This is a genomic window from Pseudomonas sp. SCA2728.1_7, from assembly GCF_018138145.1.
GTDB lineage: Bacteria > Pseudomonadota > Gammaproteobacteria > Pseudomonadales > Pseudomonadaceae > Aquipseudomonas > Aquipseudomonas koreensis_A.
In genome coordinates, this window is record NZ_CP073104.1 from 4,191,537 (window position 1) to 4,212,134 (window position 20,598).

16 protein-coding genes are annotated in these 20,598 nt (G+C 60.9%); 12 read left to right on the forward strand and 4 right to left on the reverse strand.

What is annotated here, in order from left to right; translation table 11 throughout:
* Window positions 1-3: 3 nt before the first annotated feature.
* On the reverse strand, window positions 4-975 hold the full coding sequence (gmd, locus tag KBP52_RS18615; protein ID WP_011336673.1) for a GDP-mannose 4,6-dehydratase: 972 nt from the start codon (window positions 973-975) through the stop codon (window positions 4-6).
* Complete coding sequence (locus tag KBP52_RS18620; protein ID WP_212620722.1) at window positions 972-1,886, reverse strand: GDP-mannose 4,6-dehydratase; 915 nt, start codon at window positions 1,884-1,886, stop codon at window positions 972-974. Before KBP52_RS18620 ends, gmd begins: the two co-directional genes overlap by 4 nt.
* A 427-nt stretch (window positions 1,887-2,313) precedes the next feature.
* Here KBP52_RS18620 and KBP52_RS18625 point away from each other — a divergent pair, with 427 nt between their 5' ends.
* The 7 genes from KBP52_RS18625 to KBP52_RS18655 all read left to right on the forward strand — a co-directional run bounded on the left by KBP52_RS18625 (window position 2,314) and on the right by KBP52_RS18655 (window position 11,508).
* Complete coding sequence (locus KBP52_RS18625; RefSeq protein ID WP_137218465.1) at window positions 2,314-3,912, forward strand: glycosyltransferase; 1,599 nt, start codon at window positions 2,314-2,316, stop codon at window positions 3,910-3,912.
* A complete protein-coding gene (locus KBP52_RS18630; protein ID WP_212620723.1) occupies window positions 3,906-5,210 on the forward strand; it encodes a glycosyltransferase in 1,305 nt (434 codons plus the stop codon). The genes KBP52_RS18625 and KBP52_RS18630 overlap by 7 nt, the downstream gene beginning before the upstream one ends.
* Window positions 5,207-6,079, forward strand: coding sequence for a class I SAM-dependent methyltransferase (locus KBP52_RS18635; RefSeq protein WP_212620724.1), 873 nt, complete (start codon window positions 5,207-5,209; stop codon window positions 6,077-6,079). Before KBP52_RS18630 ends, KBP52_RS18635 begins: the two co-directional genes overlap by 4 nt.
* Complete coding sequence (locus KBP52_RS18640) at window positions 6,076-7,230, forward strand: acyltransferase (RefSeq protein ID WP_212620725.1); 1,155 nt, start codon at window positions 6,076-6,078, stop codon at window positions 7,228-7,230. Before KBP52_RS18635 ends, KBP52_RS18640 begins: the two co-directional genes overlap by 4 nt.
* On the forward strand, window positions 7,224-8,051 hold the full coding sequence (locus KBP52_RS18645; RefSeq protein ID WP_212620726.1) for a class I SAM-dependent methyltransferase: 828 nt from the start codon (window positions 7,224-7,226) through the stop codon (window positions 8,049-8,051). The genes KBP52_RS18640 and KBP52_RS18645 overlap by 7 nt, the downstream gene beginning before the upstream one ends.
* A 147-nt stretch (window positions 8,052-8,198) precedes the next feature.
* On the forward strand, window positions 8,199-9,383 hold the full coding sequence (locus tag KBP52_RS18650; RefSeq protein WP_212620727.1) for a DUF3142 domain-containing protein: 1,185 nt from the start codon (window positions 8,199-8,201) through the stop codon (window positions 9,381-9,383).
* On the forward strand, window positions 9,370-11,508 hold the full coding sequence (locus KBP52_RS18655) for a hypothetical protein (RefSeq protein ID WP_212620728.1): 2,139 nt from the start codon (window positions 9,370-9,372) through the stop codon (window positions 11,506-11,508). Before KBP52_RS18650 ends, KBP52_RS18655 begins: the two co-directional genes overlap by 14 nt.
* Here KBP52_RS18655 and KBP52_RS18660 read toward each other — a convergent pair.
* Entirely contained in the window at window positions 11,505-12,134 is a 630-nt protein-coding gene (locus tag KBP52_RS18660) for a LysE family translocator (protein WP_212620729.1), read from the reverse strand. The genes KBP52_RS18655 and KBP52_RS18660 overlap by 4 nt on opposite strands.
* Window positions 12,135-12,278: 144 nt before the next feature.
* On the opposite strand from KBP52_RS18660, the gene KBP52_RS18665 reads away from it, so the two are divergent.
* Entirely contained in the window at window positions 12,279-12,752 is a 474-nt protein-coding gene (locus KBP52_RS18665) for an Lrp/AsnC family transcriptional regulator (RefSeq protein ID WP_095119717.1), read from the forward strand.
* A gap of 129 nt (window positions 12,753-12,881) precedes the next feature.
* On the opposite strand, the gene lpdA is transcribed toward KBP52_RS18665, so the two are convergent.
* On the reverse strand, window positions 12,882-14,282 hold the full coding sequence (gene lpdA, locus KBP52_RS18670) for a dihydrolipoyl dehydrogenase (protein WP_212620730.1): 1,401 nt from the start codon (window positions 14,280-14,282) through the stop codon (window positions 12,882-12,884).
* A gap of 212 nt (window positions 14,283-14,494) precedes the next feature.
* Between lpdA and KBP52_RS18675 the strand changes: the two genes are divergently transcribed.
* From KBP52_RS18675 to KBP52_RS18690, 4 genes are read left to right on the forward strand one after another with little or no spacing between them, the layout of a single operon-like run.
* Entirely contained in the window at window positions 14,495-16,459 is a 1,965-nt protein-coding gene (locus KBP52_RS18675) for a protease modulator HflK (RefSeq protein ID WP_212620731.1), read from the forward strand.
* On the forward strand, window positions 16,456-17,496 hold the full coding sequence (locus KBP52_RS18680) for a protease modulator HflC (protein ID WP_212620732.1): 1,041 nt from the start codon (window positions 16,456-16,458) through the stop codon (window positions 17,494-17,496). Before KBP52_RS18675 ends, KBP52_RS18680 begins: the two co-directional genes overlap by 4 nt.
* Window positions 17,493-18,542, forward strand: a complete 1,050-nt coding sequence (locus tag KBP52_RS18685) for a protease modulator HflK (RefSeq protein WP_212620733.1) — start codon at window positions 17,493-17,495, stop codon at window positions 18,540-18,542. The genes KBP52_RS18680 and KBP52_RS18685 overlap by 4 nt, the downstream gene beginning before the upstream one ends.
* Entirely contained in the window at window positions 18,539-20,446 is a 1,908-nt protein-coding gene (locus KBP52_RS18690; protein WP_212620734.1) for a cation-translocating P-type ATPase, read from the forward strand. The genes KBP52_RS18685 and KBP52_RS18690 overlap by 4 nt, the downstream gene beginning before the upstream one ends.
* Window positions 20,447-20,598: the final 152 nt, after the last annotated feature.

Below are 20,598 nucleotides of genomic sequence, written 5' to 3' on the forward strand. Positions count from 1 at the left end.
GGCCTACTCCTTGGCGACGCGTTTCATGTCCGCATCCATCATCATGCGGATCAAGGTATCCAGGTCGGTTTTCGGCTTCCAGCCCAGCACGCGCTGAGCCTTGGCCGGATTGCCGAGCAGCACTTCGACTTCGGCCGGGCGGAAGAATGCCGGGTCGATTTTCACGTAGTCACGGTAGTTGAGGCCGACGTGATCGAAGGCGATGCGGCACATTTCCCGCACGGTGGTGGTGACGCCGGTGGCGACGACAAAATCGTCAGGCTTGTCCTGCTGCAGCATCAGCCACATGGCTTCGACGTAGTCACCGGCAAAACCCCAATCGCGTTTCGCATCGATGTTGCCCAAGGCCAGCTCCTGCTGTTTGCCTTGCTTGATGCGTGCGGCGGCATCGGTAACCTTGCGCGTCACGAATTCGATGCCGCGCAGCGGTGATTCATGGTTGAAGAGTATGCCGCTGCTGGCGTGCAGGTTGAAGCTTTCGCGGTAGTTGACGGTGATCCAGTGACCGTAGAGTTTGGCCACGCCGTAAGGGCTGCGCGGGTAGAACGGCGTGTTTTCATCCTGCTGCTCTGCCTGGATCAGGCCGAACATTTCGCTGGTCGAGGCCTGATAAAAGCGTGTGTGCGGACTGAACTGACGGATCGCTTCGAGCAAGTGAGTAACGCCCAGGCCATCGACGATGCCAGTGGTCACCGGTTGATCCCACGAGGCGGCGACGAAGCTTTGCGCGGCGAGGTTATAGACCTCGTCCGGCGCCGACTTGATGACTGCACGCTGTACCGAGCAGGCATCGGCCATGTCACCGTCCAGATAGACGATGTCGGCTTCGACGCCCATCTCGCGCAGGCGCCAGCGCGAATCGCTGCTGCGCCGTGCGACGAGGCCGTGAACCTTGTAGCCCTTGTCGAGCAACAGCTTGGCCAGATACGCGCCGTCCTGGCCGGTGATCCCTGTGATCAGTGCACTTTTTGTCATTCTTGTCGTACTCGCGTCTCCCAGTCGGACAGGATCGCCCGCAGGGATTGTTGTGTGGTGATTTCAGGCGTCCATCCTGTGGTCTGGGTCAGCCTGTTGTGGCTGCCACAAACGCGACGCTGATCGGCGCGCCGCATGCGCGCAGGGTCTTGAACCAGTTGCATCTCCACTTCGGCCAGATCGCCGAGCTGCTCGATCAGGCTGCGGATGCTTTGCTCGCGGCCCGAGCAGATGTTGTAGACCTGCCCGGGTGTGCCTTTTTCGAGCAACGCGAAATAGGCCGAAATCACATCGCCGACATCAAGGAAATCTCGCGTCACATCGATGTCGCCAACTTCCAGTTGCGGCGCTTGACGGCCCTGTTTGATGCGACTTATCTGGCGGGCGGCACTGGCGATGACAAAGCTGTCTTTCTGCCCGCTGCCAATGTGGTTGAACGGACGCGCCACCAACACCGGCCAGCCTTCACTCAGGCCCCATTGCAGGCTGAGAAATTCGGCCGAGAGTTTGCTCACCGCGTAAGGATTGCGCGGGCAGGGCGACTGTTGCTCGCTGATCGGCAGATCGCTTTCGCTGACTTGACCGTAGACATCGCCGGAGCTGACGTAAAGGAAGGTGCCGGCAAAGCCACGCGCCTTGAGCGCCTGCAGCAGATTGAGAGTGCCGAAAAGATTGATGTCGAGGGTGCGCGCCGGATCACGGAAGGCTTCCGGGACGAAGGTCTGCCCGGCCAGATGAATCACCGCATCGGGCATCTGCGGCCAAAGATCATTGAGGCTGTCAGCCTTCGTGAGGTCGTAGGGCGAGGCGGCAGGCAGCAGCTCCCACGACGAATCAGGCAATGCCAGACGCGACTGAAGATGTTGTCCCACGAAGCCAGTGAGGCCCGTGACGAACAGACGCTTTTTCAAACAGCGACCCCTTGGTCTTGAACTTGCGCCACTTTCTCACAGGCTTTAAGGAGAGGTCTGTCAGACCGAAGGAAAAACCGGGTGAAAGACGGGCGAAGTCAGTTGTTGTAGTTGTTTGTTACCAATCTGTGCCAATTGCGCAGCAATTTCAACAGGCCAAACCGTGACCGGTCAGTTCTCGTCAGCGTAGTCCGATTTATTCTCGTCGGGCGGTTCCCGGATCCTTGATGGATGTGTTTAGAATGGCCCTCGTCGCCATTCCCCCAGGTCCGCCGTGGGCATGGCGCAAGCAGGGTGAAACTGACCACTAAAACAAGAACGAAGACGTACCTGAAGATGATGGACTAGCTGCGTTATTGCGGCTCGATCCAACGCCGGGTCGTCATAGCATGAGGTTGCCGGGACGGCTGCTTCATCGTGGGATGCCATGAATTTCATTCTTTACTCGGACGTCAACGACCGCTCCATCAGCCGAAGTCTCGGGCGTCCCGAATACAGCTACTACTTCGTGCTCAAGGCTTATCGCCCAGTGCTGGAAAGCCTTGGCCGCGTGCATGTGGTCGCGTCGACTGACGACGTTGATCCGCTGTATCTGCAATTGCGCCAGGCCGGTCAGGAATGCCTGTTCCTTTCGTTTGCTCCGCCGCATAAAACCCCGATCGGCTTGCAGTGCCCGATGGTGTGCGTGATTGCCTGGGAATATGACTCGATCCCCAGCGAATACGCTGACGACGATGTGCGCCAGGACTGGCGCCAGACACTGGCCCGCCATGGCCGGGTGATTACGTTGTCCACCCATACCGCGCAGGCCATCCGTCGCAGTCTGGGTGAAGATTTCCCCGTGCTGGTATTGCCCACGCCGCTGTGGGAACGCTTCGCACAGGTGCGGCGAGACTGTCCGAGTGTCCCGGTAAACCCGGGCACCACGTTGCAGATCAAGGGCTGCATCATCGACAGCCATGCGCTGGGACTGTCGGCCGATGGCTTGATCGCACCGATACTCAGCGAGCAGCAACTGCAAACACTGCAAGTGATCGAGCCCGTGCCGGAGCCGATTGCGGAACCTTTTCCGGCACTGACCCTGCGACGGCGCGCTTTCATCACCAAGCATTACTTGGTCGAGGGCTACAGAGCCGTCGCGACAGCCTCCGAGCATCGACCGCTGTTTCTGCTCAAGCACAACCTGTTGCAGTGGTATCGCGAAGCCGTCAGTGATTTGCTGCCGGGCTCGGGCCGCGAGAAGGGCCCCGAGTTGCCTGACCCCGTTGCCGAGTCCATACCGTCGGCTGAACACCCACAAGCCTTGCTCCCCGATACCACTCAGCACGTACAGATCGACGTCAGCGGCGTGGTATACGTCAGCGTGTTCAACCCCGAGGACGGGCGCAAGAACTGGCATCACCTGATCACTGCCTTCTGCTGGGCCATGCGGGATGTCGACGACGCGACGCTGGTGCTGAAAATCACCCAAAACGATCTGTCGAGCTATTACGTTCATCTCATTACGTTGCTCTCGCAGCTTTCGCCATTCGCCTGTCGCGTGGTGGTCATGCATGGCTATCTGGAAGAAGAGGAATTCGCCCGGCTGTATGGCGCTGCAAGTTTCTACGTCAATGCGTCGCGCTGCGAAGGGTTGTGCCTGCCGTTGATGGAGTTCATGTCGTGTGCCCGCCCGGTGATTGCGCCGAACCACACCGCGATGGGCGATTACATCGACGAACGCGTCGCTTTCATCGTCAAGTCCAGCCGCGAGCCGACCATCTGGCCGGAGGACGTGCGCATCCTCTATCGCACGCTGCGCCATCGTCCCGACTGGGGATCGTTGAAAACCGCCTACGAGGACAGCTACGCCATGGCCAAAAACCATCCACAGGCTTACCTGGCGATGGCCGCTGCCGCTGCTGAGCGGATGCGTGAATACTGCGGTTTTACGCCTGTGCAGCAGCGTGCGGAGGCGTTTTTCGGTCTGAGGGCCAATAGCGAAATGACTTCGGTGGCGGTCGAGACCGGAGCAGCCTCATGCTGATCATCATTCATTCGGAAACCAACAAGAGCAATATCCAGCAGAACCTCGGCCGGCCGGAGTACAGCTACTACTTCGTGCTCAAGGAGTTTCGCCCCGTTCTCGAACGAATCGGTCAGGTGATTGAAGTCAGTAACCCTGACGAGCTGGTGGATCGTTTGTATTTCGATTGCTTGAGCCGGGGCGAGGACTGCGTCTTTCTGTCATTCTCGCCGCCGCATCGCACGCCCATTCATTACGCATGCCCGACCATCCCGGTGTTCGCTTGGGAATTCAGCACCATTCCGACTGAAAGCTGGCAGGGCGAATCCCGCCACGATTGGCGTGTGGTGCTGCAGGCGTGTGGCCGGGCGATTACGCATTCAACGTTCACGGTGAACGCGGTGCGCGACGTGATGGGGGCGGACTATCCGATCTGCGCGATCCCGGCTCCGGTGTGGGATCGCTTTGCCGCTCGCGGTGAGCAATTGACCAAGCGTCCGGTGGTTGACCTTGTGACGTTGAACCTGCGCGGATTGCTGATCGACAGTCGTCGCACGGACTTGCGGCCGTATGGCCCACCGCGATTGCGCGAAGGAACGCCGATGTCCTTTGCAGGACCGCCAGAGGATTGCCAATTGCAGCTGGAAGGCGTGGTCTACACCTCGGTGTTCAACCCATACGACGGCCGCAAGAATTGGCAGGATATGGTCAGCGCGTTCTGCACCACGTTTCGCGACATCAGCGACGTGACCCTGGTGCTCAAGCTGACCCACCATGACATCGCCGATGCGCTGAGCGACATGCTGCATCACTTGTACAAGAACCAGTCGTATCAGTGTCGGATCGTGCTGATCCATGGTTATCTGGCGGATGCCGATTACGAAGCCCTGGTGCAGGCCACCAGTTACGTGGTCAATAGTTCTTACGGTGAAGGACAGTGCCTGCCGTTGATGGAGTTCATGTCTTGCGGCAAACCGGCGATTGCGCCGTTGAACACCGCGATGGCCGATTATGTGAGCAGCGATAATGCATTTATCGTCGACTTCACCGAAGAGCTCACCGCCTGGCCTCATGACCCGCGTGCGGCCTATCGCACGATGCGTTACATCACCGATTGGGATTCGCTGTGTCTGGCGTATCGCGCCAGCTATGACGTGGCAAAAACCGATGAGCCGCGTTACGCCGCGATGTCCGCCGAGGCGATTCGCAGTCTGCAGCGATTCTGTAGTCAGGCCAGTACCGAGCAGAGATTGCGCGATTTTTTTGTGCAGCCACTGCAAGCCCGCGGATCGTTGCCTGCGCAAGTCACGCTCGCATGATCCGGCGTCTGCTCGCGCGATGGCGTCCGACGCGTGCCGCGCAACCGCTGTCGGCACCGTCGGCCAAGGTGTCGCCTCGCGACGTCGGTTTACATGACGCCGTGCTTGACGGTTGGTTCTTGAATGACAGCGGCGAGTTGCTCAAGGGCTTTGCGATCAGCGCCGACGATACGTTGCTGGATGTCGGTTGCGGCGAAGGCGTGGCGACCCTGTTTGCCGTGCGTCAGGGCGCTTCGGTGATTTTTACCGACAGCGAACACGCCAAGGTGCGCGAGCTCGCACGGCAGGTCGAAGCGCAAAGCGGCAAAGCCAGTCTGGGGCTGGTCAGCAATAGTCTGCCGCTGCCACTGGCTGACGGCTGCGCCAGTAAAGTGGTGTGCATGGAGGTGCTGGAGCACATTGACCAGCCCCAACCGTTCATGGCCGAACTGGTGCGGATGGGGCGCCCGGGTGCGCAATATCTGTTCAGCGTGCCGGCACCGGTGGGCGAACACCTGCAAAAAGGCATTGCCCCGGACAGTTACTATCAGTCGCCCAACCATGTGCAGATTTTCACCCCGGAGCGTTTCGCTGCGCTGGTAGAAGAGGCCGGTCTGGTGATCGAACATCGTCAGGCCAGCGGATTCTTCTGGGTGATGGGCATGATCTTTTTCTGGGCCGGCGAACGGGCTGCCGGGCGTGACCCGGGCGGTGCGGTGCGTGACCGGATTCAGGAGCCCTTCATGCCATTGATGGAGGGCTGGGCCAAGACCTGGCAAGACCTGCTCGCTCAACCGGGCGGACTGGCGATCAAGCAGACGCTTGACCGCTTCATGCCCAAGAGCCAGGTGATCATCGCCCGCAAGCCGGTTGTGGGGGAGGCACCATGAGCGGCAAACGGATCATGGACATTGAAGTGCTGCGCGCAGTTGCCGTATTGGGCGTGCTGTTCCATCACCTGCAGGGGAGCCTGTTCACCGATGTCGTGCCGTCGCTGGAAAAGATCCATGCCTGGGCGCAGCCGTGGTGGGGGGTCGATCTGTTTTTCGCCATCTCCGGGTTTGTCATTGCCCGAAGCCTGATCCCGGCGCTGCAAGGCTGTACAACCCGCCAGGAATACTGGCAGCAGACACGCAATTTCTGGCTGCGCCGGGTTTTCCGGTTATTGCCGTCGGCCTGGCTATGGCTGGCGCTGATGTTGCTGGCGTGCGTGTTTCTCAATCGTTCGGGGGCGTTCGGTACGTTGTCCGCCAACCTGCAAGCGACGCTGGCGGGGGTGTTGCAGTACGCCAACTTGCGTTTTGCCGACAGCTTCTTCCGGTACGAGTACGGCAGCAGTTTCGTCTACTGGAGCCTGGCACTGGAGGAGCAGTTCTATCTGCTGTTCCCGCTGCTGATTCTGCTCTGTCGCAAACATCTGGTGTGGGCATTGCTGGCGCTGGTCGCCGTGCAGATTTTCACCCTGCGCACGCCGTTGCTGATGGTGGTGCGGACTGATGCGCTGGCCCTCGGTGTATTGCTGGCGATGTGGAGTGCGCAGCCGAGTTATCAGCGTTGGCGGCCGAATTTTCTCGATCGGCCATGGGTCGGGATGTCGGCATTGATTCTGCTCGGCGCACTGTTGAGTTTCCTGGCCACCGATCGCTTCACGTTCGCCTGGTACCGCATCGGTTCAATCGCCGTACTGAGCGCAGTACTGGTGTGGATCGCATCCTATGACCGCAATTACCTGATGCCCGCTGGCGCGATGCAGCGGCTGCTGGGGTGGGTCGGCAGCCGGTCCTACGGCATCTACCTGATTCACATACCCGCTTATCAATTGGTGCGTGAGCTGATCTTTCGCTTGCAGAGCGCCGGTCTCTCCAGCCCTGCCGGCCACCCGGTGCTGACGCTGCTGATCGCTTTCGGCCTGATCGTGTTGCTCAGCGAACTCAATTACCGCTTGGTCGAAATGCCCATGCGCAACCGTGGTGCCGCGCTCGTGCGACGCCTCGGTGCGCCCCGATCCACCGTCCCGTCCTCTGGAGCCACCTCATGCTGAGCCTACTGAAGAAACTCACGGCGGCGACGCCAGCACCGGCGCCCACGCAGGCAGTGGAACCGGTCGCCAGCAAGGTCGATCCGTACATGCTCGGCCTGTACGATGCCAAGCTCAGCGGCTGGTTCAACCAGGAAACCAACGAGCTGTTCAAAGGCTTTGTGGTGTCTGCCGATGACACCCTGCTTGATGTTGGCTGCGGTGATGGCGGCAACGTGCATTTTTGCGGCATGCGCGGGGCGAAGATCATCATCGCCGACATCGACGGCGCCAAGGTCGAAGCGACTCGTCAGCGCCTGAGCGATACGCCGGCACGGGACATCGAATGCCACGTCACCGATTGCAATCCGTTGCCGATCGCCGACGGCACCGCAACGCGCGTGGTCTCCACCGAAGTCATCGAGCATGTCGATGATCCGGCGCAGTTCCTCGCCGAACTGGTGCGTGTCGGCAAACCGGGTGCCTTGTACTTGCTGAGCGTGCCGCACCCAAGCTCCGAAGACTTGCAGAAAGATATCGCCGCGGCCGAGTATTTCCAGAAGCCCAATCACATTCGCATCATCAGCGAAGAGCAGTTCAAGGCGCTGGTCAGCGAGGCCGGGCTGGAGATAATCAGCCACAGTCAGTACGGTTTTTACTGGTCGATGTGGATGCTGCTGTTCTGGGAAGCCAAGGTCGATTTCAACAACCCGGATCATCCGCTGCTCAATCACTGGGCCGACACCTGGCAAGCGGTGCTGGACTCGCCGCGTGGCGCGCAGATCAAACAGGCGCTCGATGCGGTGGTTGCGAAGAGCCAGGTGATCATCGCCCGCAAACCCTGAACCTTTCCCCTGTGGGAGCGAGCCTGCTCGCGAAGAGGCCGTGTCAGTCGCCATCGTGGTTGAATGACAAATGCCATCGCGAGCAGGCACGCTCCCACAGGGTTTTGTGTACCCTTGCAGCCTTGTGGTGTCAGGGGGTTGGAAGGTATGCGACTTATTGTGGGTCTGTTCTTGGGCATCTTGCTTGTGGGTTGCAAGCAGCAAGACGCGCCACCCCTCGACCAACAACTCTACATCTGGCAACGTCAATGGACGCCGGCCCACGAGGCGGCGCTGCGTGACAGTCGCCAGGATTTCTCAACGCTACGCGTCCTCGCACTGCAAGCCTTTCCAAATGCCGGTTGGAGCCGCGCGCGGATCGATGCGCAATTATTGAAAGCCGATGGCCGTCCATTGATAGCCGTGATTCGTCTCGACGGCCAGCTCAAGTCGCTGGATCAGGAGCAGGTCACCGCGCAGATTCTGCAGGTGCTCGCCGATTGGCAGGCGCAAGGTCTGACGCTGAGCGGCGTCGAGATTGATCACGACGCCGGTAACGCGCGCTTGCCGGCCTACGCTGAATTCCTCAAACATCTGCGCGTGGCATTGCCGACGGACATCCCGCTAAGCATCACCGCGCTGCCAGCCTGGCTCGATAGTTCGCAATTGCCCGTACTCCTGCAAACCGTCGACAGCAGCGTGCTGCAAGTCCACGCCGTCAGTGACCCGCGTCGAGGGCTCTTCGATTCCGATCAGGCGTCGAAGTGGGCCAAGGCCTGGGCGCGAATCACCGATAAACCTTTTTATCTCGCGCTGCCGGCTTACGGCGTCGCGCTGTTGCCGGATGACGGCGGGGCGCCGGTGGTGGAAAGCGAGGTGCAACTTGAGCGCGGTGGCGAGCGCCAGGAACTGCTCGCCGATCCGCTGCAATTGAGCCAACTCGGTCAGGCATTGCGCGCAGACCCGCCCGCGCATTTGGCCGGTCTGATCTGGTTTCGCCTGCCGCTGGCCAATGACCGCCGCGCCTGGAGTCTGACCACCCTGCGCGCAGTCGCCCGTGGTGAGCAACTCGCCAGTCAGCTCGGCGTGACGTTGAGCGAACACGACGGTCTCTACGACATCAGACTCGACAACCCCGGCAATCTCGACAGTGCCTGGCCCGCGCGGATCACGCTGAAGGCGCAAAGCTGTGAAGGCGCCGATGCGCTCGCCGGTTACTCGTTGCAACAAAGCCCGGATCTGCTTACCTTCACCCGCCTGCGCGACGGCCGATTGCCGGCGGGCGGACAACGCGCCATCGGTTGGGCGCGTTGCGCAAATATTGATCAAGGAGGTTCGCATGTTGACCCGTAACTGGCCCCGCCATCTGCTCTGCCTGAGCCTCTGCCTGCCGCTGGGTTCGGCGTTCGCCTGCGGGCCGGATTTCCCCATGCGCCTGCTCGACAATCGCGGGCAGACCCTCGCGGATCTGCCTGAGGGCAACTTCAACTTCGAACTCAGCCGCCTCGGCAAAACCATCGCCGGGCTGAAAAACGTCACTGCGGCGACGCACAATCCCAACGATATGTACGGTGAAGAAAACGCGGCGGCCGAGGCTCGGGAAAAGGCTGAACAGGCCGGACTGAGCGCCGAGCAGCAAGCGTTGGTCAAACAACTGCGCGGTCTGACCGATGCCCATCAGGTCGAGGCGCAGGGCGCCAGTCTGCCGACGGAAATCCGTTTCTACGTGGCAGGTGCAGTGGCATTTGCCACAGGTGATCATCAACTTGCCGTCGGGTATTTCAACAAGCTGCTGGCCCTGCCGGCAGATCAGCGTCCGTTGCGCAGCACGTGGGCGGCGTATTCGATGGGGCGTACCTGGTTCGCGATGAGCAGCGAAGGTGGGGATGCGGTCGAGGCGCTGGAGCGATCGCGTGACGCGTTCCGCCAGGCCCGGCAACTGAGCATCGACGGTTTCAGCGATCCGCTGGAGTTGGGTGTTGCCAGCCTCGGTGAAGAGGCGCGGGTGTTGCGCACGGCTGGCGACTGGAGCGGCGCCATCGAATTGTACGAAGCACAGAACCTGCACGGCTCGGCCGTGGGTTACACCTCGCTCAAGCAATTGATGAATGAACTGGCGGAGTTGCCCGCGGCCGAACTGGCCGAGTTGCTGCAGCACAAAGCCGTGCAGCAACTGGTCACGGCATCGCTGGTCAGCCGCCAGGGCTGGGCGTTTGGCGATGAGCCGCCGAACGAGAAAAAACTGGTCAAGCTGCTGCAAAACAGCACCCGTGGCAGCCTCGACAATGCTGATCGTCTGGCGGCGATGAGTTATCAACAAGGTGATTACGCCAGCGCCAAAGCTTTCCTTGGAAACGCCGGTGACGGCGGACTGGCATGGTGGCTACGGGCGAAACTGGCGGTGCGTGACGGCGATAAAAATGCCGCGGCCGCCGCCTATTCGAAAGCCGCGCAGGCCTTCCCGCAGAGCGAAGACTGGGGTTACCGGCGCACACCGGACTGGGCGTATGAAGCCGTTCAGCCGAAGTGCCGGGTCGAGGGCGAAAGTGCGATTCTTGCCTTGCAGCGCGGCGAGTATCTGCAAGCGTTCGTGCAGTTGTATCGCAGCAACAGTGTCTATTGGTTCGATGCCGCGAGCGTGGCCGAGCGCGTGCTGACGCTCGAAGAACTGCAAAAGTACGTCGATGACAACGTCCCGGCGCCGCCGGCGTTGACCCAGCAGGAGCGCGACAACTACGTGCCGCTGCCGGTTGCCGCCAGCCTGCGCAATCTGCTCGGTCGGCGCTTGCTGCGCGAAGGGCATTACGCCGAAGCGGTGGCGTATTTCGATAATCCCGACCTGCAAAACAAAGCCCGACTCTACGGCGAACAACGGCTCAAGGCCGATGCTGCGTGGTGGCCGAGCAAACGTGCGAGTGCGCTGTACAACGCCGCGTGGACAGCTCGCGAGTGGGGCATGGACATTCTCGGTTACGAGATGGCGCCGGACTACGCCACGTTCGGTGGCAACTACAGTCTGGAAAGCACGGAGCTGAAAGTCGGCCCGCTGGTGAGCGAAGCCGAAGTGCAGCGTCAGGCCGCCAGCGAAGCGAAACCGGATCAGCGCTATCACTACCGTTTCGTCGCCACTGAGCTGGCCGGACGTGCCGCTGACAACCTGCCGCACACCAGTCAGGCGTTTGCCGCTGTGCTGTGCAACGCTGCTGGCTGGAACAGCAGCCTGGAAGATCAGAGTGCGCTGTATCAGCGTTACATCAAGGAGGGGCCGTTCGTACCGTGGGCGGTGGACTTCGGCAATCAGTGCCCGTACCCGGATTTCGAAAACGCCGACAAGCGTTACGTCACCCAGGTCACCGATGCTGTGCGCTCGTCGCTGCGGCCGTACAAGTGGCCGGTGCAGATCGGTGCCGTTGTGCTGGTCGCGGCCGCTGCCTTGCTCTTGATCAGCCGACGCCAGCGCAAGACCCGCAAAGGCTAAGCCTGCTGGACGAAGGTCAGGCGCACGGCGAAACCGATCAGCAGGCTGCCGAACAGCCATTGTTGTACGCGTTGGGCCGTTGGACTGTGTTGCAGCCAACGACCCAGCGCGGCGCCGGTGAGGGCGTAGGCGCTGTCGAAGAGCAGGCCGACGCCGACCAGCAGCATGCCGAGCACGGCGAACTGGCTCAGTACCGGTGCGCCGTCATTGACGATGAATTGCGGCAGCAGCACCGAGCAGAACAGCAACGCCTTGGGATTGAGCAGATTGGTCAGCAGGCCACGACGGATCGCTTCGCGCCATTGGCCTTGGGAGCTAATAACTTCGTCAGCACTCAGGTTCGGCAGCAGGCTGCTGCGCAGGCATTGAATGCCGATCCACAACAGATACGCCGCCCCCGCCAGTCGCACCGCCTCGAATGTCCACGGCGCGGCTTTGAACAGCGCCGCCAGCCCCAACGCCGCCAAGGCCACGTGACAACCGCGGGCAACGCCCAGACCGATGGCCGTGGCCAGCGCCGCGCTGCGACCCTGGCGGGCACCGGTTTGCAAAAGCAGGATCATGTCCGGGCCGGGCAGCAGATAGACCACGGCCAATGCCAGGAAAAACAGCCAGAGATTCGCCATGTTGCCGCCCTTTCGTTGTCGATTCGGTGCGCCAAGTCTAGGGCCGAAGGGCGGGGCAGGTGCTTGCGTAGTCAGCTTCAAAAACCTTGTTGATTGGCATAATCTGCTGGTTTTCCATTGCACGACTATCGGGATCTGCCAAACATGAAACTCGACGCCTTTGATCGCAAGATTCTCGCGGCCCTGCAACGCAATGGACGCCTGAGCAATGTCGAGCTGGCGGATGAAATCGGCCTATCGGCCTCGCCGTGCCTGCGCCGGGTGCGGATGCTGGAAGAGGCTGGGGTGATTCGCGGCTATCAGGCCAATCTCGATCGCGATGAAGTCGGGCTGGGGCTGACGGTGTTTGTCGGGGTCAAGGTCGAGCGCCACAACGATGCACAGGCCGAGGCGTTTTACACCGCGGTGACGGCGCTGCCGGAGGTGATTTCAGCGTTTCTGGTCTCGGGCGAGTCGGATTTTCTGTTGCAAGTGGTGGTGCCGGATTTGCGTGCGTATGACCGCTTTCTCAGCGGCTGTCTGTTGAAACTGCCGGGGGTGAGCGATATTCGCAGCAACTTTGCGATTCATACGGTGAAGACGCCGGGTGCTTTGCCGTTGGGGCATCTCCCGGCCTGAGACCGGGTGGCCCCCATTCGCGAGCAGGCTCACTCCTACATTGATCGCGGTGTTTCTGAAGAACTCGGTCAACTGTAGGAGTGAGCCTGCTCGCGAAAGCGGTGTTTCAACCACCTAGATTTCAGAAGCCTACATCTGCGTCGCCATCCCCTCGACATTCATCGCCGCCTGGCGCAACGCCTCTGACCGCGTTGGATGCGGATGGCAAGTCAAAGCAATGTCCTCAGCCGAAGCACTGAACTCCATCGCCACACAAAACTCGCCAATCATTTCACTCACACTCGGGCCGACCAGATGCACGCCGAGTACTTCATCGGTGCGCTCATCAGCGAGGACTTTGGCGAACCCCTCGGTCTCGTGGTTGATCTTCGCTCGGCTGTTGGCGGTGAAGGGGAATTTGCCGACCTTGTAGGCACGGCCCTCGGCCTTTAGCTGCTCTTCGGTCTTGCCGACGCTGGCCAGTTCCGGTCTGGTGTAGATCACATTGGGGATCAGGTCGTAATTGACCTCGCCAGCCTTGCCGTGGATCTGCTCGACGCAGGCCATGGCTTCGTCTTCAGCCTTGTGCGCGAGCATCGGCCCGGAGGTCACGTCGCCAATCACCCAAACCCCGGCGGCTTCGGTGCGATGCTGTTTGTTGGCGAGCATGCCGCGCTTGTCAGTGCTCAGGCCGACGTTTTCCAGACCGAGCCCTTGGGTGTACGGGCGACGACCGATAGCGACCAGCACGTAATCGGCTTCAAGCAACTCGGCAGTGCCGCCCGCGGCAGGCTCAACGCTGAGCCGCACGCCGTTGGCGGAAGACGTGGCGCTGGTGACTTTCGAACTCAGCTTGAAGGCGATGCCTTGTTTGCTCAGCGAGCGTTGCAGGGTCTTTCCAGCCTCGCTATCGACGCCCGGACAGATGCGATCAAGATATTCGACCACGGTGACCTGCGCGCCCAGACGCCGCCATACCGAGCCCAGTTCCAGGCCAATCACTCCGGCACCGATCACCACCAGATGCTTGGGCACTTCGCTCAACGACAGCGCGCCCGTTGAATCAAGAATGCGCTGGTTGTCGATCTCGACGCCGGGCAGGGGAGTGGGCTCGGAACCGGTGGCGATAATGATGTCCTTGGCGGTCAGTTCGATTTTGCTGCCCTGATCGTTGGTCACTGTGACCTTGCCGGGGCCATCGATGTGGCCCCAGCCCTTGATCCACTCGACCTTGTTTTTGCGAAAGAGAAATTCGATGCCTTTGGTCAGGCCGGCCACGCTCTCGTCTTTCTGTTTCATCATCTGCGCGAGATTCAACGTCGGTTTGACCTCAATGCCGAGATTGGCGAATTCCGCACCCATCGCCGCGTCGTACAGCTCCGAGGCATGCAACAGCGCTTTTGACGGCATGCAACCGACGTTCAGGCAGGTGCCGCCGAGCGTTGCCCGGCCCTCCACGCAAGCGGCCTTGAGACCCAGCTGGCCGGCGCGGATTGCCGCGTTATAGCCACCGGGGCCGCCGCCCAGAATCACTACGTCATAGTTGCTCATGCGCTTGCTCCTGTTTGATGGACGCGGATCGCTAAAAGTAGTACTGGATAAAAATTACGAACGTAATATGTGCGTTTCCAGGCATTTCGGTCAAGGCTTCAGGCAAGCGACAGGTTGGGCGTCTTTGAATAAGCGTAATTGTGTACGAATATTTCACCTAATTCGTTATATCGTAACGATATACAGGTGTGAGCCAATGAGTTTGGGGTGATATGCAAGTCGATCTGGACGTGGAAGGCCCGCAAGTGACCGGACTGCCGCGCTTTCAGCAGGCAGCGGTGCAAAGCCGACGCCTGCGACGCTGGGCGGTCAGCCTCGGCGGATTGGCCGGGGCAGGGTGGGTGCTGGCATTTTTTGTCGGGCTGTTTGCCCCGCAGTCTTTGTGGCCGCCGCTGCTGGTCAGCCAGAGTGCGGCGCTGCTGGTGCTGGTCGCAGGACTGCAATCGGCGTGGTGGGTGACGCACTGGCGCGCGCAGGTGATCAATCCTGCTGTTGTGCCGGCGCCGCTTGCTGATGAGCAACAATCCGCGCCGCAGGGCTGGTACGAGCGGCTGTTGGAGCGCTTGAGCCAAGGCAGTCTGCATCTGCTCAACCAGATTGGTGCGGCGACGCTGTGGCAGGCGGGCTGGGCGCTGCTGGTGGTGCTGAGCATCGATTCAGTGTGGAGCCTCGCGTTGCCGGCTGCTGCCGTGGGGTTATCTGCCACGGTGGGGGCGGCGTTGGCGCTGTTGCTGGCGTTCGGCTTGCTGGTACTGGAGCGGCAACTGGCCCAGGAACATCCAGCGCAATGGCCCGAAGCAGGGGCATTGGCACAACTGACGCGCGTGGCGATCATCAGTCTGGTGCTGGGCGCGTTGTGTTTGTTGTTTGCCGGCGAGAATGCCGTGTGGCCGGCGCGCGTTGCCGTGTTGATCGGCATCTTGCCGGGACTTGTCGCGATCGAGCTGCTAGTGCGCGCCGTTCTCTCAATATTCAGCCCTCGCCGTGAGCGGCTTGAACCGACGTTGTTGGCGCGCAGTTTTGTCGCCGACATGCTGCGTTGGCCTCCGCAGCCGTTACTTGCCTTGCAGCATGAATTGCACAATCGCTTTGGCATCGATCTGCGTCAGATCTGGGCATTCAGCTACATGCGCCGGGCGTTTCTGCCGGTGCTGGCATTGGTTGCAGCAGTGGGTTGGTTACTCACCGGCGTCCATGAAATCCCGTTACAGGGTCGTGGTATTTATGAACGTTTCGGCAAACCGCTGCAGGTGTTCGGCCCGGGATTGCACACGGGTCTACCGTGGCCGCTGGGGCGGGTGTTGATCGTTGAAAACGGCGTGGTCCATGAGTTGGCCACCAGCGTCGGCGAGAACCCTGCACCGCTGCAAGCCGATCCAGCGGAAGGGCCGGCGCCCATAACCGCCAACCGTTTGTGGGACGCCAGTCATGTCAATGACAAGTCGCAAGTCATCGCCAGCAGCCGTGGCGAGCAACAGAGCTTCCAGGTCGTCAACATGGACGTGCGCTTCGTCTATCGCATTGGCCTGACTGATCAGGCTGCGCTGGCCGCCACTTACAACAGTGCCGATGTGCCAACGCTGATCCGCAGCACTGCGAGCCGGATTCTGGTGCACGACTTTGCCTCTCGTACGCTCGACGGTTTGCTCGGTCAAGACCGTGTAGGGCTGGGCGAGGAGATCGGTCGCGCGGTGCAAAGCGATCTGCAAAAACTCGACAGCGGCGTGGAAATTCTCGCCACGGTCGTCGAAGCCATTCATCCGCCGGCCGGTGCCGCCAATGCCTATCACAGCGTGCAAGCGGCGCAGATTGGTGCGCAGGCTTTGATCTCTCGTGAGCGTGGCGCGGCGGCTGAAGCGAGCAATCAGGCGCAGTTGCAGGCCAGCCTGGCTCGCGATCAGGCCAGTGCCAATGCGCGGGAAACCAGCGCTACGGCGCAGGCGGCGGACCTGCGATTCAGTGCCGAGCAAAAAGCCTTCGCCAGCGCCGGTCAGGCCTTCGTACTTGAGCAATACCTCGGCCAGCTCAGCCAAGGCCTGAGCAAAGCCAGATTGCTGATACTCGATCATCGTCTGGGTGGCAGCAGCAATGCCCCGACCATCGACCTGCGTACGTTCACGCTGCCGGCCGACCCGACGCCCGCGCGCACCACCGCTCAACCAGGAGTCGCCCATTGAGTCAGTCGCACACACACGATCATCATGACCACAGCGGCCACGATCACGGTCACGGCGGGCATCACCATCATCATGGCCATCACCACCACGGTGCGCCGGAAGAGGCCGGGCCTTTTCCGTGGCGACGGATGGGCTGGGCAGCCTTGTTGGTGGCGTTTGCCATTGCGGCGGCGAGCCTGGTGCAAGTGCGCTCCGGCGAAGCCACGGTCATTACCCGTTTCGGTAATCCATCGCGGGTGCTGCTTGACCCCGGTTTGAGCTGGCGCTGGCCGGCACCGTTCGAGGCGGCGATCCCGGTGGATTTGCGTTTGCGCACCACCTCCAGCGGCTTGCAGGATGTCGGCACGCGCGACGGTTTGCGCATCATTGTGCAAGCCTACGTCGCGTGGCAGGTACAAGGTGATCCGGATAACGTGCAGCGCTTTATGCGGGCGGTGCAGAACCAACCGGATGAAGCGGCGCGGCAGATTCGCACCTTTGTCGGCTCGGCATTGGAAACCACCGCCAGCAGTTTCGATCTGGCGAGTCTGGTGAACACCGATGCCAGTCAGGTACGTATCGCCGATTTCGAGACGCAGCTGCGCGAGCAGATCGATCAGCAATTGCTCGCGACGTATGGCGTGCGGGTGGTGCAAGTCGGCATCGAGCGTTTGACCTTGCCGTCGGTGACGCTCACTGCCACCGTCGATCGCATGCGCGCTGAGCGTGAAACCATCGCCACTGAAAGAACGGCGATCGGTAAACGTGAAGCCGCACAAATCCGCTCTGCTGCCGAACGCGATGCACGGATTGTTCAAGCGGATGCGACGGTAAAAGCAGCAGAAATCGAAGCGCAGTCTCGCGTCGAAGCAGCGCAGATTTATGGCCGCGCGTACGCCAGTTCGCCACAGCTCTACAACTTGCTGCGCTCGCTCGACACCCTCGGCACCATGGTTACGCCGGACACCAAATTGATTCTGCGCACCGACGCCGCGCCATTCCGCGTGCTGGTCGATGGCCCGCCGACACTCGACAGCAAATCCGGATCGCAGCCATGAGTGAACAAGTTCCACGTGGAACACATTCGCTTAACAGTCCGTGGATTCAGGCTGGGCGTTTGGCGTTTTTCGCCTTGTATGCAGTGACGGTATTGGCCGCATTGGCTTGGGGATTTTCCAATGTGCGGCAAATTGACCCCCAGAGTCGTGCGGTGGTTTTGCATTTCGGCGCACTCGATCGCATCCAGAATGCCGGTCTGTTATTGGCCTGGCCACAGCCGTTCGAACAGGTGATTTTGCTGCCGGCAGCGGATCGGGTCATTGAACGTCGAGTGGAAAACCTGTTGCGCAGCGATGAAGCAGTGAAGGCTGATCGCGTCGCTTCTTTCGCCGTACCGTTAAGCGATGCGCTGGCGGGCTCTGGTTATTTATTGACCGGTGATGCCGGCGTAGTGCAACTCGATGTGCGGGTGTTTTACAAAGTCAGCGACCCTTACGACTTCGTGTTGCAGGCCGATCATGTGTTGCCAGCGCTGGATCGATTGGTCACCCGCAGCGCCGTGGCGCTGACTGCCGCGCGGGATCTGGACACGATTCTCGTCGCTCGCCCGGAGTTGATCGGCGCTGACAACCAAGCGGCCGAACGCCGCGAAAGACTTCGCGGTGATCTGGTGCAAGGTATCAACAAGCGCTTGGCCGAGTTGAAAGCGAGCGGGCAGGGCATCGGCATTGAAGTGGCGCGGGTCGATGTGCAATCGAGTCTGCCCGATCCGGCGGTCAGTGCTTTTAACGCAGTATTGACGGCCAGTCAGCAGGCCGACAAAGCCGTGGCCAATGCACGCACTGACGCCGAGAAACTCACCCAGAGCGCCAACGAACAAGCCGATCGCACGCTACAAGTCGCTCACGCGCAGGCCGGTGAGCGCTTGGCCAAGGCGTCTGCGGACACGGCCACGGTGTCGAGTCTGGCCAGCAGCACCGACCCGCAACTTCTCCTGCGCCTTTACCGCGAACGCATGCCGAAGATTCTCGGTCAGGCCGGTTCGGTGACCACGGTCGACTCGAAAGACGATTCCCGCCTGATCATTCAGGGAGCCAGTAAATGACTGCAACGACTGCCGCACCGAGCTTGTTGTCTTCGGCCGAACAACGCCGCGCTGCACGGCAACTCACCTTGGCCATGCTTGCGCTGGGCCTGTTGGGTCTGGGTCTGATCTGGCGTTGGCAGATGCCCGAGCAAACCGGTGTCAGTCAGTTGCTGCTTGGGTTTGCATCGTTATTGGTGGGCGTGCCCGTGATGCGTTCGGCGTGGTTCAGCCTGCGCTATCCGAGCCTGCACGGCATCACCGATCAATTGATCGCCCTGGCGATGCTCGGCGCCTGGGCGACCGGTGATCTGCTGACGGCGGCGTTGCTGCCGATCATCATGATCTTTGGTCATGTGTTGGAAGAGCGCAGTGTCATTGGTTCGCAGGAAGCGATCCACGCCCTCGGTCAACTGACCCGCAGCCATGCGCGCAAGGTTCAAGCAGATGGCTCGATCATCGAAGTGGACAACGCCACGTTGAAGGCAGGCGACACCGTTGAAGTGCGCGCCGGTGATCGGGTTCCCGCCGATGGTCGAGTGTTGTCCGGGCAGGCGAGTCTCGATACGGCTTCGATTACCGGTGAATCAGTACCGGTCGAGGCGGGTGTCGGCATGACGGTGTTTGGTGGTGCGATCAACCTCGACGGTCTGCTGCGTATCGAAGTGACGCGCACTGGCGATGAGTCGACGCTGGGCAAAGTCATCGCATTGATGCAGAACGCAGAGCGCTCGAAACCGCCAATCACTCGTTTGCTCGAACGTTACGCCGGCAGCTACATGGTGTTGGTGTTGCTGCTGGCGGCGGTGACCTGGTTTATCACCCATGATGCCCAAGCGATGCTCGCCGTGTTGGTCGCAGCCTGTCCCTGCGCGTTGGTGCTGTCGGCACCGGCCACGGCGATTGCCGGTGTCGCGGTAGCGGCACGCCACGGCATTCTGATCCGCAGTTCGGCGTTTCTTGAAGAACTGGCCGACCTCACTTCACTGGTCGTCGACAAGACCGGAACCCTGACATACGGCACCCTCCGCTTGCAGTCGATCATCAGCCCGCGCACAGAGTCTTCCACGGTCATCGCGCTCGCCGCCAGTCTCGGCGCGGCAAGCAGTCACCCGGTCAGTCGTGCGCTTGCGGGGTTGGTCGGTCAGGAAGAATGTTTACCGCTGAGCGATATTCATGAACGCCAAGGACTCGGCGTGGTGGCCATGACGGAGCAGGGCGAAGCGGCACTCGGTCGACCGGAATTGTTCGCGCAGTTGGCGATCGCCACCACCGCGGTCCCTGAGCATGATGGACCGATCGCCGGACTGGCTCTGAATGGTGAATTCCTCGCCTGGTTGTTGCTGGCCGACACGGTTAAGCCGGAAGCCCGCTTTGCCCTCGGCGAATTGCGTGAACTGGGCCTTGGTCGGCAACTGTTGCTGACCGGGGATCGCCAGAGCGTGGCCCAGTCCCTGGCGCGCGATGTCGGATTGCACGAAGTCCAGGCGCAAGCCTTGCCCGAAGACAAACTCAATCGCGTGCTCAAGGAAATCGACAACGGCTTCCGGCCAATGGTGGTGGGCGACGGCATCAACGATTCGCTCGCGCTCAAGGCGGGCGTGGTCGGTGTGGCGATGGGCGCGGGCGGAGCGGATATCGCGCTGGCCTCGGCGGACATCGTCTTGATTGGCAGCGATCTGCGTCGGCTCGGCACCTGCGTACGACTCAGTCGTCAGTGCCGCAGGACGTTGCAGGTCAACGTGATCATCGGGCTGGGCTGGACGCTGGCCATCGTCGTGTTCGCCGCCTTCGGTTGGCTTGGCGCTGCCGGGGCAATGATTGCCGCGCTGCTGCACAACCTCAGCACATTGCTGGTACTGGGTAACGCCGGTCGTTTGTTGCGTTTCCAAGAGCCTCTGCTAAAGATGAAAGAGCAGAATTGATCATTTTTTGAACTGCGCACCGGGTTGTTTGTCCTCAGATCAGGCGCGTTGAAAACGGATCAAGCAGCCTTCCAGGTTTATAGTCGGCGGCTATCAAATCGATAGCCTGCTATTTTTCAAGGATGGGCTACCCTCAGATCAGACGTCTGAAA

Excerpts from the sequence above, each read along its gene's own strand:
- KBP52_RS18655 (WP_212620728.1), top strand. The coding sequence starts at position 9,370 with ATGTTGACCCGTAACTGGCCCCGCCATCTGCTCTGCCTGAGCCTCTGC.
- KBP52_RS18675 (WP_212620731.1), top strand. The coding sequence starts at position 14,495 with ATGCAAGTCGATCTGGACGTGGAAGGCCCGCAAGTGACCGGACTGCCG.
- lpdA (WP_212620730.1), bottom strand. The coding sequence starts at position 14,282 with ATGAGCAACTATGACGTAGTGATTCTGGGCGGCGGCCCCGGTGGCTAT.
- KBP52_RS18645 (WP_212620726.1), top strand. The coding sequence starts at position 7,224 with ATGCTGAGCCTACTGAAGAAACTCACGGCGGCGACGCCAGCACCGGCG.
- KBP52_RS18685 (WP_212620733.1), top strand. The coding sequence starts at position 17,493 with ATGAGTGAACAAGTTCCACGTGGAACACATTCGCTTAACAGTCCGTGG.
- KBP52_RS18690 (WP_212620734.1), top strand. The coding sequence starts at position 18,539 with ATGACTGCAACGACTGCCGCACCGAGCTTGTTGTCTTCGGCCGAACAA.
- KBP52_RS18625 (WP_137218465.1), top strand. The coding sequence starts at position 2,314 with ATGAATTTCATTCTTTACTCGGACGTCAACGACCGCTCCATCAGCCGA.
- KBP52_RS18665 (WP_095119717.1), top strand. The coding sequence starts at position 12,279 with ATGAAACTCGACGCCTTTGATCGCAAGATTCTCGCGGCCCTGCAACGC.
- KBP52_RS18650 (WP_212620727.1), top strand. The coding sequence starts at position 8,199 with ATGCGACTTATTGTGGGTCTGTTCTTGGGCATCTTGCTTGTGGGTTGC.
- gmd (WP_011336673.1), bottom strand. The coding sequence starts at position 975 with ATGACAAAAAGTGCACTGATCACAGGGATCACCGGCCAGGACGGCGCG.
- KBP52_RS18635 (WP_212620724.1), top strand. The coding sequence starts at position 5,207 with ATGATCCGGCGTCTGCTCGCGCGATGGCGTCCGACGCGTGCCGCGCAA.
- KBP52_RS18660 (WP_212620729.1), bottom strand. The coding sequence starts at position 12,134 with ATGGCGAATCTCTGGCTGTTTTTCCTGGCATTGGCCGTGGTCTATCTG.
- KBP52_RS18640 (WP_212620725.1), top strand. The coding sequence starts at position 6,076 with ATGAGCGGCAAACGGATCATGGACATTGAAGTGCTGCGCGCAGTTGCC.
- KBP52_RS18630 (WP_212620723.1), top strand. The coding sequence starts at position 3,906 with ATGCTGATCATCATTCATTCGGAAACCAACAAGAGCAATATCCAGCAG.